We start from the raw sequence: 16,652 nt of genomic DNA on the forward strand, positions 1-16,652 counted from the left end.
GGTGCTCTCCCCGGGGCCGCCGTGCGCCCGGCCTAGAGTTCCCGGTAGTGGTTGCCGAGCGGGCCCAGGGCGCGGCGGATCCGGGCGACCATCCGCGGGTCGGCCAGGAGTTCGTCGACCAGGACCGGCTCGCCCTCGCTGCTGGTGAGCGGGATCCGCCAGTTCGGGTATTCGGTGCTGGTCCCCGGCTGGTTCTGCATACGCCGCTCCCCCACCACGTCGGTGAGCGCCACCCCGAGCATCCGGGCCGGTGTCGCCGCGAGGTAGGCGTGCATCGCCGCGACCACGGCGGCCGGATCGCCGACCGGGTCGGCGTCCTCCTCGAGGAACCCCAGGTACACCAGCAGCGCGCACCACTGGTCCACCCGGGCCTCGGAGTCCGCCAGTTCCTCCGCGGCGGGCCGGTCGAGCAGTCCCAGCCGGTCACGCAGTTCGACGTGCTCGGCGGACAGGTAGGAGGCGACCGGCGGGAGGTCGTGCGTGGCCACGGTGGCCAGGCAGTCCCGGCGCCACCGGTCGGGGTGGCGCGGCCTCCCCTCCTCGTCGTTCTCGAACCACAGCACGGACGTACCGAGGACGCCCCGGTCCGCCAGGTGGTCGCGGACCCACGGCTCGACGGTCCCCAGGTCCTCCCCGATGACCACCGCGTCGGCCCGGTGGGCCGCCAGCGCCAGGGTGCCGACCATGCCCTCGTGGTCGAAGCGCAGGTAGGTCCCCTGGTCGGCGGAGGCGCCCTCGGGTACGCACCACAACCGGAACATGCCCATGACGTGGTCCATCCGCAGGCCGCCCGCGTGGCGCAGGCTCTGGGAGAGGATCTGGTGGAAGGGCCCGTACCCGAGCTGGGCCAGACGGGTCGGGTTCCAGGGCGGCTGCCCCCAGTCCTGGCCGAGCTGGTTGAACTCGTCCGGCGGGGCTCCCACGTGCAGTCCGGGGACGAGCGCGTCGCCGTACATCCACGCGTCCGCGCCACCCGCCTGCACACCGATCGCGAGGTCGTGCACGATCCCGAGGCGCATCCCGCTGTCGAGGGCGCTGCCCTGTGCCTGGGCGAGCTGTTCGTCGAGGATCCACTGGAGCCAGCGGTGGAACTCCACCCGCGGCCACAGCCTCAGGGCCTCCCGGCCCACCGCGAGCGAACCGACGTCGCGCAGGTGCGCGGGCCAGGCACGGAAGTCGGACCCGTACTCCTCCGCCAGCGCCGACCACGTCGCGAACTCGACCAGGGGCTGGCCCTCGTGTTCCTGGTAGCGACGGAGCGCCTCCTCCCGGCCCGGGGCGCGGGGCACCTGGAAGAGGATCTCCAGTGCGGTGCGCTTGGCCTCCCAGACGGCGTCCCGGTCGAGCAGGTCGGCGGTGCGGCCGCGTTCTCGCAGCGGCCGTGCCAGGCGCTGCACCCCCTCGCGCTGCGCGGGGTCCAGGCGTGCGTACTCGGGCACGTCCTCCACCCGGATGTAGAGCGGGCTCGCGTAGCGGCGGCTGACCGGCAGGTAGGGGGAGGGTTCGACGGGCACCAGCGGTTCGGTGGCGTGTACCGGGTTGACGAGGGTGAAGTCCGCCCCGAGGTCGCGGGCGCTCCAGTCGGCGAGCTCGGAGAGGTCGCGCAGGTCCCCGGTCCCCCAGGAGGCACGGGAACGCACGCTGTAGACCTGTGCCATCAGACCCCACAGGCGCGGGTTCTCCCGCAGCGCGGTGGGGTCGATCCGGTCGGGGACCACCAGGAGCGGGGCGTCGTGTTCGGCCCCGTTGTCGGTCACCCGCAGGGTGTGCGTCCCCAGCGGCAACCCCGGGTCGAACGGCAGCAGGGAACCGTCGGCGGTCTCCACGGTGCTGCGGGCCCCCTCCGGCAGCACCAGGTCGGGCGCCTTGCCCTCGCGAACCACCACCGCGGGCGGCAGCGGGCCGCGCCCCGGCCCCTGGCCGGAGTCCCGGGGATCCACCCCCAGAGCGGACAGGACATGGCGAATCGTGTCCGGACTGACGGGCACCTGTCGTCCCCGCCAGTCCTCGTACGTGGTCGCGACCCCGTGCTGCTCGGCCACCCGGGCCAGCTGAACGTCCCTCACAGAAACCGATCATGCCCCACAGGGGCCCGTGTACACCGGAGGACGGCCCGGTGTGGGGGCAGAAGATCCTGTCGTCCCTGTTTCTGTGTTCCCCATGGACCTCCCCTTTCCCACGACTTTTCGTTACCGTCTCGGGTTCGGGCAGTACGGGGTGCTCATCCCGTCGCGGATGTCGTGGACGAACTGCATAATCGGTGTCGTGCTCGCGAACTACCGGCGGCTCTTCGCCGTTCCCCACGTCCTGTCCCTGTTGAGCTGGTCCCTGGCGGCCCGGTTCTACACCCCGGGGCTGATGATCGCGGTCACCTTCCTGGTGCAGGGCTGGACGGGCTCCTACACGCTGGCCGGTCTGGTCGCCGGTGCCTTCACCCTGGGCATAGCCCTGGTCGGGCCGCTGCGCGGGCGGATGGCGGACCGCGGCAACAGCGACCGGCTGGTGCTGGTGTGCGGGGTGGTGTTCACCGTCGGTCTGACGACCCTGGCGCTGCTGCCCGCGTCCGTGTGGTGGCTGTCGGTGCCCCTGGCCCTGGGTACCGGGCTCTTCGGCACCCCGGCCAACCAGATCGTGCGCGCGCTGTGGCCGCGACTGACCAGCGGCCCGGAGCGGCAGGCCGTCTACGCGGCCGAGGCCACCACCCAGGAACTGCTGTTCGTCTTCTCCCCGATCCTGACCGCCGGCGTCGTGGCGATGGCGGGAGCGCGCTGGGCCCTGTTGCTCTTGGGTGTGCTGGGGCTGATGGGCGCGGTGGGGTTCGCGCTGTCACTGCGCCGGGCGGGGGTGACCGGCCCGGCCCCGCGGGAGGCCGAGGGGGACGGTGGTTCCACCGACGGGGGCCGGGGCGCCGGTGCCCGTCCCGGCCGCAGCCTGCTGCTCCACCCGGCGCTGTGCCTGGTGTTCGTGATGTGCATGCTCATCGTCTCCGGCGTGGTCAACATGGACCTGGTGATCGTCGCCTGGGCCAACGAGCTGGACGCGCCCCAGTACGTGATGGCGCTGGCCTCGGTGTGGGCCCTGGGCTCCCTGGTCGGGGGTGCGGTCGCCGGCACGGTGAAGGGCGCACCCAGGCTCCGGCTGCGGGCCTTCGCGGCGGCGCTGGGGATCGCGGTGCTGGTTCCGTTCGTCCCACCGGTCACCCACCTGTCCACGCCCCTGCTGATCACCCCGCTGCTCTTCGTGTCGGGGCTGGCGATAGCGCCCACCCTGGCCGCCGTGATGGGACGGCTGGGCGAGACCGCGCCCTCCCACCGGCGCGCGGAGGCGTTCGGGTGGATGGCCACGGCGATGGGGGCCGGAAGCGGGCTCGCCGGTCCGGTGGCAGGAGCCCTGGTGGACACCCACGGGATCGCGGGCGGGGTACTGGGCGCGACCGGACTGATCCTGCTGGCCGCCGTACTGAGCCTGTTCCTGCCCCGTCCGGCCGCTCCGGCTCCGGTCAGTGCCACCCCTCGGGAACCCGGTGCGCCCATGGACGGGCCCGCTCCAGCTGGGCCGACAGGGACAACAGGGTCCCCTCCCCACCCCTCGGACCAGTGAGCATCACACCGATCGGCAGCCCACTGCGCGACCAGTGCAGCGGGACGTTCACCGAGGGCTGCCCGGACACGTTGTAGAGCGAGGTGAACGGGGTGAACTCGGTCATGAGCCGGAACTCGTCCGCGGGGCCGCCCGAGGTGAAGTGTCCGACCGGCACCGGGGGGCGGGCCAGGGTGGGGGTGAGCACGGCGTCGAAGCGCGCCGTGGCCGTCAGCATCGCGCGTGTGCCGCGCAGGAGCCGGGCGCAGGCCGCGAGGTACTCGGGGAGCGGGGTGGCGCGGGCGCTTTCGCGCAGCCACCGGTAGATCGGGGTCAGTTCGCCCTCGCGCGCGGGGGCGACGGGGGTGACCGAGGCGGTGGCCGCCCACAGGTACCGGAAGTCCTCGGCGAAGGTCCCCCCGAAGGCGGTGTCGGCGGGGTTCTCCATCTCCTCGACCTCGTGGCCCAGGTCCAGGAGCGTTCGGGTGGCCTCCTCGTGGGCGGCGAGCACGTCGGGGTGTACGGGAACGCCGGCGGAGCCGGTGTCGGCGTAGCGTCCGATGCGCAGTCTTCCCGGTTCGCGGCGGGCGTGGTCGGCGAAGGTCCGGCCGGGCGGCAGCGGCGGGGCGGTGTAGGGGTCGCCGGGCAGGTTGACCGCCATGACGTCCAGGAGGAGGGCCGCGTCCAGGACCGTCCGGGTGAGGGGGCCCGCCGTGGACAGGCCCGTCAGATCGACCTGGGCGGGGCCGCCGGAGATGCGGCCCCGGGTGGGTTTGAGTCCGAACAGGCCACAGGCGCTGGCGGGGATGCGGATGGATCCGCCGCCGTCGCTGGCCTGGGCCGCGGGCGCGAGCCCGGCAGCCACCGCCGCGGCGGCGCCACCGCTGGACCCGCCCGGGGAGAGGTCGGTGTCCCAGGGGTTGCGGCTGGGCGGCGCGACCTCGTTCTCGGTGTAGCAGGTCGCACCGAACTCGGGGGTGTTGGTCTTGCCGAGGAAGACAACGCCGGCGGCGCGCAGTTGGGCGACCACGGCGGAGTCCGCGGGGGCCGGGAGGCCGGGGACGGCACGTGAGCCGAAGGTGGTGCGGACACCGGCGAGGGTGTCCAGGTCCTTGACGGGCAGGGGGACGCCGAGAAGGGGCGGCAATGCGTCCGGCGTGTCGCTCAACACCCGCTTTTCCGCATTTCGGGCCTGTTCCAAGGCCAATTCCTCAGTGACCGTAACGTAGGCACCGTAACGTTCGCCAAGCCGCCGAATTCGCTCCAGATAGTGCTCAGCGATCTCAACAGGCGACAGTTCACGACTGCGGACCAACGCCGCGAGTCGGTGCACGGGAAGGTCGTGGATTCGGGTCATGGCACCCGAGATTAACCGGGTAGGCCAACGGGCACCACGGCGGTGAGACGAGACATCTCCAGAGAGGTGGCCAAAGGTCAATCCTTCCCCGCCCTGCCGTCCACAACACGTAGGGACACCGGGGCACAAGGGAAGAAAAGTGTGAGAAGTAATGCACTAGGACTCGGATATGGATCGAACTAACCTGTCCGTCGTGGAATCGGCAACCAGAGTGAACGGTCGTAGCCCATCGTCCGAAGGGTCGAAGCCCGAACGACCCGAATCCCTCTTCTTCCCCAACCAGCGCAAGGAATCCGGCACCTCGAACCCCAGGGCCCTCTACGGGGCCCTGAAGTCCAACGAGGCCGCGCGCAAGTGGATCGTCAGGGGCCTGGTCGCGGCGGCGGCCGCGGGCGCCTTCGGCATGCTCACCGGCGACTGGAGGATCGGCTTCACCTTCGGACTCCTCACCCTGGTCTCGGTGATGGTGTGGAGATCCCGGCGTGAGTCCGAGATCCCCCGCTGGCGCAAGCCCTCGGCGGCACAGCGCCGCACCGAGGCCCAGCTCAAACTCATGAAGCAGCTCGGTTACCGCGTGCTTCACGCACGCGCCGTGCCCGGTGGCAACGGCCAGATCGACCACTTCATCGTGGGTCGGCGCGGCGCGTTCGCCATCGACTCGGAGTCCTGGGACAAGCGTCTCCCGCTGCGCAACAAGCTGGAGAAGCTCTACCACGGCCGGTTCAGCAAGAACGAACGGATCGACGAGGCCCTGGAGGAGGCCAAGCGCGCGGAGGAGCTCATCAGCAAGGAGCTCGGCCGGGACATCTCGGTGCGCGCCTCCCTGGCCATCTACGGTCCGGGCATGCCCTGGGACAGCCACCGGCTGCGGGGCGTGGACATCATCACCGGAACCAAGGTCCGCAAGTGGTTGCGCAGCGGGCGCGACCGCCTGAGCGAAACGGAGATCGAGGAGATCTACCAGGCCGCGAAGAAAGCCCTGCCACCCCGCCACTGACGCCGCCTCGACCCTCCCGCCCGGGCCCGGGAGGCCACACCGCCGTGGCCTCCCGGGCCCCAGCCGTATGCGGGCCCCGCCAGGACCGGCCGCACCGGGTCCCACCAGCACCGAAACGGGCACCCCGAACCAGCCCATCTCAACATTCGGAACACCCGTCTTTCGGGGCGAGACCGAAGCTGTTCCCCGAGGGGACTACCATCAAGGGGAAACACCCGTAACGATGGGAGCTAGCCCCATGCCCGCCCTACGCTCACGCACGGTCACCCACGGCAGGAACATGGCAGGCGCGCGCGCCCTCATGCGCGCCACCGGCGTGGAGCGGGAGGACTTCGGCAAGCCCATCGTGGCCGTGGCCAACAGCTTCACCGAGTTCGTGCCCGGACACGTGCACCTGCGCGAGGTCGCCGAAGTCGTCGCGAACGCCATCCGCGAGGCCGGCGGCGTCCCCCGCGAGTTCAACTCCATCGCCGTCGACGACGGCATCGCGATGGGCCACGGGGGCATGCTGTACTCGCTGCCCAGCCGCGAGCTCATCGCCGACTCCCTCGAATACATGGTCAACGCGCACTGCGCCGACGCCCTGGTGTGCGTGTCCAACTGCGACAAGATCACCCCGGGCATGCTGCTCGCGGCGATGCGCCTCAACATCCCCACCGTGTTCGTCTCCGGCGGCCCCATGGAGGCCGGGAAGGTCACGGTGGTCGACGGCACCGCCACCACGGTCCGCAAGCTCGACCTGATCAACCCCATGATCGCCGCGGCCGACGAGAGCGTCTCCCAGGCCGAACTGGACGAGATGGAGGAGAACGCCTGCCCGACCTGCGGTTCCTGCTCGGGCATGTTCACCGCCAACTCGATGAACTGCCTCACCGAGGCCATGGGCCTGGCCCTGCCCGGCAACGGCACGGTCCTGGCCACGCACACCGCCCGCAGGGCCCTGTACGAGGACGCCGGACGCCGGGTCGTGGAGGCAGCCAAGCGCTACTACGAGGACGACGACTCCTCGGTGCTGCCGCTGTCCATCGCCACCCCGGCCGCCTTCGGCAACGCCATGGCCCTGGACGTGGCCATGGGCGGTTCCACCAACACGATCCTGCACCTGCTGGCCACCGCCACCGAGGCCGGGGTGGACTTCGGGCTCCCCGAGATCGACGAGGTCTCCCGGCGCGTTCCGTGCCTGTGCAAGGTGGCGCCGAACACCGAGAAGTACCACATCGAGGACGTGCACCGGGCCGGCGGCATCCCCGCCATCCTGGGCGCACTGGCCCGCGGCGGCCTGCTCGACACCTCGCTGCCGACCGTGCACGGCAAGACCATCGGAGAGTTCATCGGCGAGTGGGACATCGCCTCGGACACCGTGCTGCCCGAGGCCGTGGAGCTCTTCCACGCCGCCCCCGGCGGCAGGCGCACCACCAAGGCCTACTCACAGAGCGTCCGCTGGGACACGCTGGACGAGGACCGGGAGAAGGGCTGCATCCGTTCGGTGGAGCACGCCTACACCAAGGACGGTGGCCTGGCCGTCCTGTTCGGCAACCTCGCCCCGGACGGCGCCATCGTCAAGACCGCCGGGGTGGAGGAGGAGCTGTGGACCTTCTCCGGGCCCGCCAAGGTGTTCGAGTCGCAGGAGGATGCCGTCGACGGCATCCTCAACAAGCAGATCGAACCCGGTGACGTGGTCGTCATCCGCTACGAGGGCCCCAAGGGCGGCCCCGGTATGCAGGAGATGCTGTACCCGACGAGCTTCCTCAAGGGCCGCGGACTCGGCAAGGCGTGCGCGCTGATCACCGACGGGCGCTTCTCCGGCGGCACCTCGGGGCTCTCCATCGGCCACGCCTCACCCGAGGCGGCCGCGGGCGGCGACATCGCCCTGGTCGAGGACGGCGACACCATCAGCATCGACATCCCGAACCGGGGCCTCGTGCTGGAGGTCTCAGCGGAGGAGCTGGACGCCCGCCGGGAACGCCTGCTCAAGGAGCTGGGCCGGTTCCGGCCGCGCGACCGCCAGCGGCCGGTGACCGCCGCGCTGCGCGCCTACGCGGCGATGGCCACCTCGGCCTCGACCGGCGCGGCGCGCGACGTCAGCCAGATCGAGAATTAGGGCCGACAGCCTCAGGAACAGCAGCCGCCCCCGCAGCAGCCTCCACCACCGGAGGGCGCGGGGGCGGCAGCGCGTCCGCCCACGGCCACGGTGGACAGCAGCCGGACGGTGTCACCGTGGCCCCGGGGGCAGTCCGCGGGGACGTCGGAATCCGCCATGGGGCGGGAGAGCTCGAAGGTGTCGCCGCACTCGCGGCAGCGGAAGTCGTATCTGGGCATGGGCCAAGGATAGGTCCCCGTTCCGGCCCCGGACAGGGGGGCGCCCCCGAGAGCCGCCGAGAGGGGTTCGGCGCTTTCGAGGGCGCTGTCTGGGCCGGGTGGGACGCCCGGTTCCGACCCTTGCGGCCGCTATGCGGCCAGATGTGCCATGTACGGCTCCCACTGAGGGTCGCCGTGCAGGTCACCGTTGATCAACCGCCAGTGGGGGCCCTTGGGCACCTTGGGGGTGATGTGCAGCTCCCAGCCGATCTCGTCCAGGAACTTGTCCGCCTTCCGGTGGTTACACGGCTTGCAGGCCGCGACCACGTTCTCCCACACGTGGGCACCGCCGCGGCTGCGCGGGACGACGTGGTCGATCGTCTCGGCCTTCCTCCCGCAGTAACCGCAGATGTGCCTGTCCCGCCGCATGAGCGCCACCCGGGTGAGGGGCACCCTTCGGCTGTACGGGACGCTGATGTAGCGCCTGAGCCTGATCACCGACGGCACGTCGTAGGAACGTGTCGCCGAGTGCAGCACCGCCCCCGCTCCGTCATCGTGGACGACTTCCGCCTTCTCGCGCAGAACGAGCAGAATCGCCCTGCGCAGGGGCAGCGTCGTGAGCGGTTCAAAACTGGCGTTGAGCAGCAGCACGTGGCGGCGGGCGGTACCTGGTGGACCACCCTCCCGGCTGCGTCGGGCGCTCACAGCGTCGCCCCAACGGCCGTGTCCGACCGCCGTGTCTCCTCCCCGGCCAGCCGTTCGGCCAGCCAGGAAACCTCCCTGTGCACCGATCCGATGATCGGTGTCCTCTTACGCCTTGCCACACGGACCTCCCGGTGGTTCCCGCCGAGTTGCGTCCCGCATTCAGTTTGCTTGGTCGGACCACTCGGGCGCCACCCCAATTTGGTCCGGGCCACCCGGAAAACGCGCGTTGTCGCTTTCCGAGACCCATTGTGCGTCCGACAAACCCGGATTCACGTTGTCGCCGCGCCGAACACACACAGTGAGATAACGGTGGATAGGGTGCGAAGCATGCGTGAACTCCGCTATCCCCCGGCCACCCGGCTGGACATCGACGAAACCCTGCACGGCCACACGGTCCGTGACCCCTACCGGTGGCTGGAGGACGCCGACTCCACCGAGACCAAGGAGTGGTCCGCCGCCCAGGACACCCTGTACAACCAACTCTCCAGCGCTTACGAGACCCGCGACTGGTTCGCCGACCAGGTGCGTTCGCTGATGGGCGCCGGGCACGTCGGGGTACCCCTCTGGCGCGGCGAGCGCCGCTTCCTCAGTCGCCGCAACCCCGGCCAGGAGCACGCGGTGCTCCACGTCCGGGACGGCGGGGGCCCCGAACGCGCCCTGATCGACCCCGGGGCGCTCGACCCCTCCGGCCTGACCACCCTGGACGCCTGGCGGCCCTCACCGGACGGCCGGCTGCTCGCCTACCAGCTCTCCGAGGGCGGCGACGAGGAATCACTCCTGCGCGTCATCGACGTGGACTCCGGCGAGCTCGTCGACGACCCCATCGACCGCACCCGCTACAGCCCCGTGGCGTGGCTGCCCGACAGCTCGGCCTTCTACTACGTGCGCCGCCTGCCCGAGGACGAGGTGCCCGAGGACGAGACCTCCTACCACCGCAGGGTCTACCTGCACCGCCTGGGCACCCCCGCGGACCAGGACGCCCTGATCTTCGGTGCGGGCAGGGACAAGACCGAGTACTTCGGGGTCTCCGTGAGCAGGGACGGGCGCTGGCTCCTGCTCACCTCCGTGAAGGGGACCTCCTCGGCCACCAACGCCTGGATCGCCGACCTGGCGGAGGGGCCGTTGGAGAGTCCCCGCCTGGTGACCATCCAGGAGGACGTGGAACACGACCTGCGCCCCGAGGTGGGCCTTGACGGCCGCCTGTACCTGTTCACCGACCGCGACGCCCCCCGCGGGCGCCTGTGCGTCACCGACCCGACCGCCCCCGGCTACGAGAACTGGAGCACTCTGGTCGCGGAGGACCCCGAAGCGGTCCTGGAGGGCCACGCCCTGCTCGACGGGGAGGAACTCGACTCCCCCGAGCTGCTCGTGGCCTGGAGCCGGCACGCGATCAGCGAGATCAGCAGGCACGACGCGGGTTCCGGCGAGCGCCTGGGCACACTCGCGATGCCCGGCCTGGGCAGTCTCAACGGGCTCAGCACCCGCCCCGAGGGCGGGCACGAGGCGTGGTTCGGCTACACCGACAACACCCACCCCTCGTCCGTGTACCACTACGACGCCCGGAGCGCAGAGGTGACGCGGTGGGCCGAACCGCCGGGCGAGATCGACCTGCCCGGGGTACGCACCGAACAGGTCGCCTTCAGCTCGAAGGACGGCACCACCGTACGCATGCTGGTGGTCTCCCCGGCCGAACCCGCGGACGGTCCCCTCCCGACCGTTCTCTACGGTTATGGCGGTTTCCAGATCTCCCTCACCCCGGGATACTCCGCCGCGATCCTGGCCTGGGTGCGCGCCGGGGGCGTGTACGCCGTCGCCAACCTGCGCGGCGGGCTGGAGGAGGGGGAGGAGTGGCACCGGGGCGGCATGCTCGGCAACAAGCAGAACGTCTTCGACGACTGCGCCGCGGCGGCCGAACACCTGATCTCCAGCGGGATCACCAGCGCGGAACGGCTCGCGGTCATGGGCGGCAGCAACGGCGGACTGCTGGTGGGCACCATGGTCACCCAGCGACCGGACCTGTTCACCGCCGCGGTGTGCTCCGCGCCCCTGCTCGACATGGTGCGGTACGAGCGGTTCGGCCTGGGCCAGCTGTGGAACGTGGAGTACGGCAGCGCCGAGGACCCCGAGCAGCTGGGCTGGCTGCTGGGCTACTCCCCTTACCACAACGTGCGTTCGGGCACCCGTTACCCGGCCACCCTGTTCACCGTGTTCGACAACGACACCCGGGTCGACCCGATGCACGCCCGCAAGCTGTGCGCCTGGATGCAGCACGCCACCTCGGCGCCGATCGGAGAACACCCGGTGCTCATCCGCCGGGAGGCCGAGGTCGGACACAGCTCCCGTTCGGTGAGCCGGAGCGTCGCCCTGACCTCCGAACAGCTCGCCTTCCTCGCCCACCACCTGGGTCTTTCGGTCCCCTGACCAGGGCCCGGACTCCTCTCGGAGAGAGCAAGGACACAGGAACCGGACATCCCCTGCAGGGGTTCCCGCGAGGTGTCTTTGGGACAATCGAAGGAGACCACAGGCGTGTCCCGTGCGTCACGACAAGCGTGTGAGGCACGGGATACGCCCGACCCGGGGAGGACCATCCGGGAGAACATCGGGAGAGGACCCAGGACGTGACACAGATCGAGGCCGAGAGCCCCACCAGCGCCGAGCCCCAGCGGTACGTACACCTGGCCCAGGTGCGCTACGCCGACCTTGACCCGCAGCAGCACGTCAACAACGTCCGGATGCTCACCTACCTGGAGGACGCCCGCGTCGGCTTCCTGAACTTCGGGGTCGGCGGCCACGACCCCGAGGCGTTCGGCGCCACGGTCGTGGCCCGCCAGGAGGCCGACTACGTCGCCCCGCTGCTGCCCCGCACCGACCCGGTGCGCGTGGAGCTGTGGGTGACCGAGGTGCGCAACGCCAGTTTCAGCATGGCCTACGAGATCCTCGACGACGAGCGGGTCTACCTGCGCGCCAGGACGGTGCTGGTCGGCTTCGACGTGGCGACGCAGAGCGCCCGACGCCTCAACGACGCCGAGCGCGCGCTCCTGAACAAGTACTCCTGACGGCCCGCGGACACCCCGGACGGCGTCTTGGAGGGTTCACCTCTTCAGGGAGATGGTGACGGCATCGCCGTCGTCATCGTCTCCCGCGTCCCCGCTGTCGCGGCGCACCCTGCCGTCGCCGCCCACCCGCAGTGAGGTCGGGTTGGCCACCTCCGGGGGTGTGGCCTCCTCGGCGACGTTCACCATGCTGTGCGCGGCCATGACCATGTACTCCCAGAGCTGGCGCTCGAGGGCCTCGTGCAGGCCGAGGGAGTCCACGGCGGCGCGCATGTGCTCGAGCCACAGGTCGCGCTCGGTCGCGCCGATCCGGAACGGGACGTGCCGCATCCGCAGACGCGGGTGGCCGCGCTGCTCGTTGTAGGTACGCGGGCCGCCCCAGTACTGGATGAGGAACAGGCGCAGGCGCTCCTCGGCGGGTCCCAGGTCCTCCTCGGGGTACATGGGCCGCAGCACGGGGTCGTCGGCGACGCCCTCGTAGAAACGGCGGACCAGACGGGTGAAGGTCTGCTCACCGCCCACGGCCTCGTAGAACGTCATCTGTACGGGCTCTTCGCCCGCACCCTGGTGGTCATCACGCGCGGAAGTCATCGCGTCCAGGGTATGCCACGTTCGCGGGCTGCTCCGTGGGCCGTCCGTCACGGAACGGTTCCGCACCGTCCGATGCCGGGGCGTGTTCGGCGGACCGGCCCCGGGGGGGTGGCGCCGTCAGGCCGAGGCTTCCAGGAGCGCGGTGAGCAGGCGGGCCCGGATCCCTCCGTCGCCGTCCAACTCCTCGTCGGGCGCCCAGGTGCAACCGACGCTCAGCGCGGTGACCCGGCCGGTTTCCAGGACCGTGCGGACGGCGGTGAGGACCTCGCCGGTCCGCGGGCCGCCCGGTGTGGGAAAGAGCAGACCGGGCGCCTCGGAGGCGTCGATGACGTCCAGGTCCACGTGGAGCAGGAGGGGGCCCTCCGGGAGCACCGCCGGGTCGATGCCGGCGACCGTGCTCCGCCGCACGGCGGACTCGCGCAGGTATTCCACCTCCGGTGGATCGAGGTCCCGTCCGTCGACGAGCAGGAGCCGCTCCTCGTCGATGTCACGCAGCCCCAACCGTTCGGTCGCCGGGTCCGGCCGGTACCCCGCGAGCACACGCAGCGGGATCCCGCCCTCGTACCCCGACGCGCTGGTCTGCATGGTCTGGACGTCCCCGTGCGCGTCGAACCAGACGACGGCGGGGTCCGTCCCGGCACGCTGCACCCCTGCGGTGGTGCCGAGGGCCACCATGCAGTCGCCGGACAGCACCTTCGGGACGCGGCCCGCGCGCACGTGGTCGGCGACACGCTCGGCGACCGCCTCGTGGAGCGCCGCCATCCGGGTCCACCTGTCGGCGTCCGGCAGATTCGCCTTCACCGTCCCCGTGCGTTCCGGCAGCGGAAACCGGAAATGGGGCAGGTACTCGTCCAGGTGGTAGGGCACGCACAGAATCGTCATGCCGGGACCCTAGCCGTGGCCGCGCCCGTCCGTACACGGGTTTTCCGCGGCCCTGCGCCCGGCGCGGCGGGGCTCCGCTCTCCGGTTCCGAGCACGACCTGCTCCGCTGGCGCCCCCGCGCCCCGGGCGGACGAAGGCCCCGCCGTCCGGACACATCCGGTCGGCGGGGCCCGTGTGCCCGATCGGTGCGGCTAGTCGCGGGTGAGCTTGCGGTGGGTGACCGCGTGCGGGCGCGCGGCCTCCGGGCCCAGGCGCTCGACCTTGTTCTTCTCGTAGGACTCGAAGTTGCCCTCGAACCAGTACCAGGAGGAGCCTCCCTCCCACGCGAGGATGTGCGTGGCGACGCGGTCCAGGAACCAGCGGTCGTGGGAGGTGATCACGGCGCAGCCCGGGAAGTCCAGGATGGCGTTCTCCAGCGAACCGAGGGTCTCGACGTCCAGGTCGTTGGTGGGCTCGTCCAGAAGCAGCAGGTTGCCGCCCTGCTTGAGGGTGAGCGCCAGGTTGACACGGTTGCGCTCACCACCGGAGAGCACACCGGCGGACTTCTGCTGGTCCGAGCCCTTGAAGCCGAAGGCGGCGACGTAGGCGCGGCTGGGGATCTCGACCTTGCCGACCGTGATGAAGGACTCGCCGTCGGAGATGGTCTCCCAGACGTTCTTGGAGTCGTCGATACGACCCCGGTACTGGTCCACGTAGGAGATGTCGACGGTGTCGCCGACCCTGATCTTGCCCTCGTCGGGGGTCTCCTCACCGACGATCATCTTGAACAGGGTCGTCTTGCCGACACCGTTCGGACCGATGATGCCGACGATGCCGTTGGGCGGCAGCGAGAAGCTGAGGTCCTCGATGAGCAGCCGGTCCCCGAAACCCTTGCTGAGGTTGCTGACCTCGACCACGGTGTTGCCCAGACGCGGACCCGGCGGAATCTGGATCTCCTCGAAGTCCAGCTTGCGGGTCTTGTCGGCCTCGGCGGCCATCTCCTCGTAGCGGGCCAGACGGGACTTGCTCTTGGTCTGGCGGGCCTTGGCGTTGGAGCGGACCCACTCCAGCTCGTCCTTGAGGCGCTTGGCCTTCTTGACGTCCTTCTGCCCCTCGACCTTCAGGCGGGCCTGCTTGGTCTCCAGGTAGGTGCTGTAGTTGCCCTCGTAGGGGTAGAACTGGCCGCGGTCCAGCTCCAGGATCCAGGTGGCGACGTGGTCCAGGAAGTACCTGTCGTGTGTGATCGCGATGACGGTGCCCGCGTACTTGGCCAGGTGCTGCTCCAGCCAGTTCACGCTCTCCGCGTCGAGGTGGTTGGTGGGCTCGTCGAGCAGCAGGAGGTCGGGGGCCTCCAGCAGGAGCTTGCAGAGCGCGACGCGGCGCTTCTCACCACCGGACAGCTGGGTGACGGAGGCGTCGCCGGGGGGGCAGCGCAGGGCGTCCATGGCCTGTGCCAGCTGGCTGTCGAGGTCCCAGGCGTTGCGGTGGTCGAGCTGCTCCTGGAGCTTGCCCATCTCTTCGAGAAGGTCGTCGGAGTAGTCCGTCGCCATCTTCTCGGCGATCTCGTTGAAGCGGTTCAGCATCGCCTTGGTGTCGGCGACGCCGTCCTCGACGTTCTCCAGGACCGACTTGTTCTCGTCGAGTCGGGGTTCCTGGGCGAGCAGGCCCACGGTGAACCCGGGCATGAGCCGCGCCTCACCGTTGGACGGCTGCTCGATGCCGGCCATGATCTTCAGCAGCGTCGACTTACCCGAGCCGTTGGGGCCCACGACACCGATCTTGGCTCCGGGCAGGAACGACCCCGAAACGTTGTCAAGGACGACCTTGTCGCCGTGCGCCTTGCGCACGTTTTGCATGGTGTAGATGTACTCCGGCATACCTCCAAGCCTAGGGCGTCGGAAACGGTGCCCCCGCCATCACCGGGGCCCGCAGGCGGGCCCCGGTGCCCGGGGGGCGCCGATGCGTACCGAAGCGCGTCGGCACGCCCCCTGCGCGGGGTCGATACGGTCCGGGCGAAGCGGCCCGGTCCCGGCCCGGTCCCGGGCCGGAACCGCCGGGGAACCGGCTGTCCGGTATCCCGGTCCGGTTCACCCCCGGTCGGAGCCCGGGGACTCCCCGTCCTCCGGTTCCTCCCCGCCGTCGAGGCGTGTGGCCACGAAGTCCCGCCAGCGTTCGGCGGGCAGCCCCCACCTGAGGGCCCGGGCCATGAGCACCGCCATCGCGTACCCGGGGTCAGCGGCCAGGGCCACGTCCAGGGCCGCCCGGGCCAACCGCTGGTCGTCGTGCTGCCAGGCGGCCACCGCGAGCAGTGCGGCAGGGGCCGGGCGGTGGCGTTCGGGGACGTGGCGGACGACCCTGGACCACAGGCGGACGTGGGTTTCGGCGGTCCGGGGGGTGATGCGGGTCCACACGGCGTCGCGTACCCCGAGTTCGGTGAGGTGGACGCCCAGCCGGGCCAGGGCCGCCGGTTCGGTCACCCTCCGGTGGCCCTCCCGACGCAGCGCGGCGAGCACCTCGGGAAGCCACCGGTCCCTCCGAGCCTCCTCCGTGTCCTCGTGGCGGACCCGCTCCTCCTCCGCCTGCGCCGCCTCTGCGGCCTCCGCCCGCGGGGCACCGAGCACCGGATCCAGAAGGAACCGGGTACGGGCGCTCCCTCCCCCGTCGCCCGGCACCAGGCCGCGCAGGACCGCCTCGGCCGGCACCGGGGAGGCGTCGGGGTCGAAGGCCACACCCCCGGGCGGGCAGCAGCCGGGATCGCGGCAGACGTAGGACCAGTAGCGGTTCCCGGTCACCCTGAGGGCCTCCGGGACCGGCAACCCCCGGTCCCGGGCCCGGGCCAGGAGCGCGTCCACGTGCGGAGTGACGCGTTCGGGACGGCCGAAACCGGCCACGAGCATGCCGGTGCCGCCGGCGGCCAGCGCCGCGTCGACGGCCGCCGTGCCGCTCCGGGCCGGGGTGAGGACGTGGTCCAGATGGTCGAGTTCGCCGTACAGGACGCCCAGGACGCTCCCCCGCGCGAGCACGAGGGAGACCACCGCGTCGGTCAGGGGGTGGGTCACCAGGTAGGGCAGGGCGGCGAGGAGGTCGGCCGGGTTGCGCAACCGGAGGGGGACGGCTGCGGTGTCGGGGGTGGGGGGCGGGTCTTCGAAGGGATCAGTGGAGGGTTCATGCTGATCACAGGGCATACCCTCACGTTCGGTCACCGGACGCG

Annotated in this window: 13 protein-coding genes; 5 read left to right on the top strand and 8 right to left on the bottom strand. The window is 71.0% G+C overall.

Translation table 11 applies throughout. The annotated features are described in order from the left end of the window. Positions 1-32: 32 nt before the first annotated feature. Positions 33-2,066, bottom strand: coding sequence for a 4-alpha-glucanotransferase (malQ, locus tag ACUKCB_RS14200; RefSeq protein WP_473036075.1), 2,034 nt, complete (start codon positions 2,064-2,066; stop codon positions 33-35). 199 nt (positions 2,067-2,265) lie between these two features. On the opposite strand from malQ, the gene ACUKCB_RS14205 reads away from it, so the two are divergent. Next, positions 2,266-3,600, top strand: a complete 1,335-nt coding sequence (locus tag ACUKCB_RS14205; RefSeq protein WP_473036076.1) for an MFS transporter — start codon at positions 2,266-2,268, stop codon at positions 3,598-3,600. On the opposite strand, the gene ACUKCB_RS14210 is transcribed toward ACUKCB_RS14205, so the two are convergent. Beyond that, positions 3,500-4,936 (bottom strand): amidase, encoded by a 1,437-nt coding sequence (locus ACUKCB_RS14210; RefSeq protein WP_473036077.1) that lies wholly within the window; start codon positions 4,934-4,936, stop codon positions 3,500-3,502. The genes ACUKCB_RS14205 and ACUKCB_RS14210 overlap by 101 nt on opposite strands. A gap of 211 nt (positions 4,937-5,147) precedes the next feature. Between ACUKCB_RS14210 and ACUKCB_RS14215 the strand changes: the two genes are divergently transcribed. Both ACUKCB_RS14215 and ilvD read left to right on the top strand, forming a co-directional pair. Then, positions 5,148-5,933, top strand: coding sequence for a nuclease-related domain-containing protein (locus tag ACUKCB_RS14215; RefSeq protein ID WP_473041008.1), 786 nt, complete (start codon positions 5,148-5,150; stop codon positions 5,931-5,933). A gap of 238 nt (positions 5,934-6,171) precedes the next feature. Then, the gene (gene ilvD / locus ACUKCB_RS14220) at positions 6,172-8,034 is read left to right on the top strand and encodes a dihydroxy-acid dehydratase (protein ID WP_473036078.1); all 1,863 of its coding nucleotides are present in this window, start codon (positions 6,172-6,174) and stop codon (positions 8,032-8,034) included. 11 nt (positions 8,035-8,045) lie between these two features. Here ilvD and ACUKCB_RS14225 read toward each other — a convergent pair whose 3' ends face one another. Both ACUKCB_RS14225 and ACUKCB_RS14230 read right to left on the bottom strand, forming a co-directional pair. Further along, positions 8,046-8,252 (bottom strand): FmdB family zinc ribbon protein, encoded by a 207-nt coding sequence (locus ACUKCB_RS14225; protein ID WP_473036079.1) that lies wholly within the window; start codon positions 8,250-8,252, stop codon positions 8,046-8,048. 129 nt (positions 8,253-8,381) lie between these two features. Continuing rightward, positions 8,382-8,882 carry an HNH endonuclease gene (locus tag ACUKCB_RS14230; protein ID WP_191273684.1) on the bottom strand — a complete coding sequence of 167 codons (501 nt, stop codon included), beginning with the start codon at positions 8,880-8,882 and terminating at the stop codon, positions 8,382-8,384. Between the two features lie 381 nt (positions 8,883-9,263). Here ACUKCB_RS14230 and ACUKCB_RS14235 point away from each other — a divergent pair, with 381 nt between their 5' ends. Then, positions 9,264-11,357 carry a prolyl oligopeptidase family serine peptidase gene (locus ACUKCB_RS14235; protein WP_473036080.1) on the top strand — a complete coding sequence of 698 codons (2,094 nt, stop codon included), beginning with the start codon at positions 9,264-9,266 and terminating at the stop codon, positions 11,355-11,357. 197 nt (positions 11,358-11,554) lie between these two features. Beyond that, complete coding sequence (locus tag ACUKCB_RS14240) at positions 11,555-11,992, top strand: acyl-CoA thioesterase (protein WP_191272853.1); 438 nt, start codon at positions 11,555-11,557, stop codon at positions 11,990-11,992. A 36-nt stretch (positions 11,993-12,028) separates the two neighbouring features. Here ACUKCB_RS14240 and ACUKCB_RS14245 read toward each other — a convergent pair whose 3' ends face one another. The 4 genes from ACUKCB_RS14245 to ACUKCB_RS14260 form a co-directional block, all read right to left on the bottom strand. Then, positions 12,029-12,580 (bottom strand): globin, encoded by a 552-nt coding sequence (locus ACUKCB_RS14245; protein WP_473036081.1) that lies wholly within the window; start codon positions 12,578-12,580, stop codon positions 12,029-12,031. Positions 12,581-12,697: 117 nt separating this feature from the next. After that, on the bottom strand, positions 12,698-13,462 hold the full coding sequence (locus ACUKCB_RS14250) for an arginase family protein (RefSeq protein WP_473036082.1): 765 nt from the start codon (positions 13,460-13,462) through the stop codon (positions 12,698-12,700). 191 nt (positions 13,463-13,653) lie between these two features. Continuing rightward, a complete protein-coding gene (gene ettA, locus ACUKCB_RS14255; protein ID WP_473036083.1) occupies positions 13,654-15,318 on the bottom strand; it encodes an energy-dependent translational throttle protein EttA in 1,665 nt (554 codons plus the stop codon). 210 nt (positions 15,319-15,528) lie between these two features. After that, positions 15,529-16,626: a DUF4192 domain-containing protein gene (locus ACUKCB_RS14260; RefSeq protein ID WP_473036084.1), complete on the bottom strand. Its 1,098-nt coding sequence runs from the start codon at positions 16,624-16,626 to the stop codon at positions 15,529-15,531. Positions 16,627-16,652: the final 26 nt, after the last annotated feature.

Source organism: Nocardiopsis moroccensis, assembly GCF_055763695.1.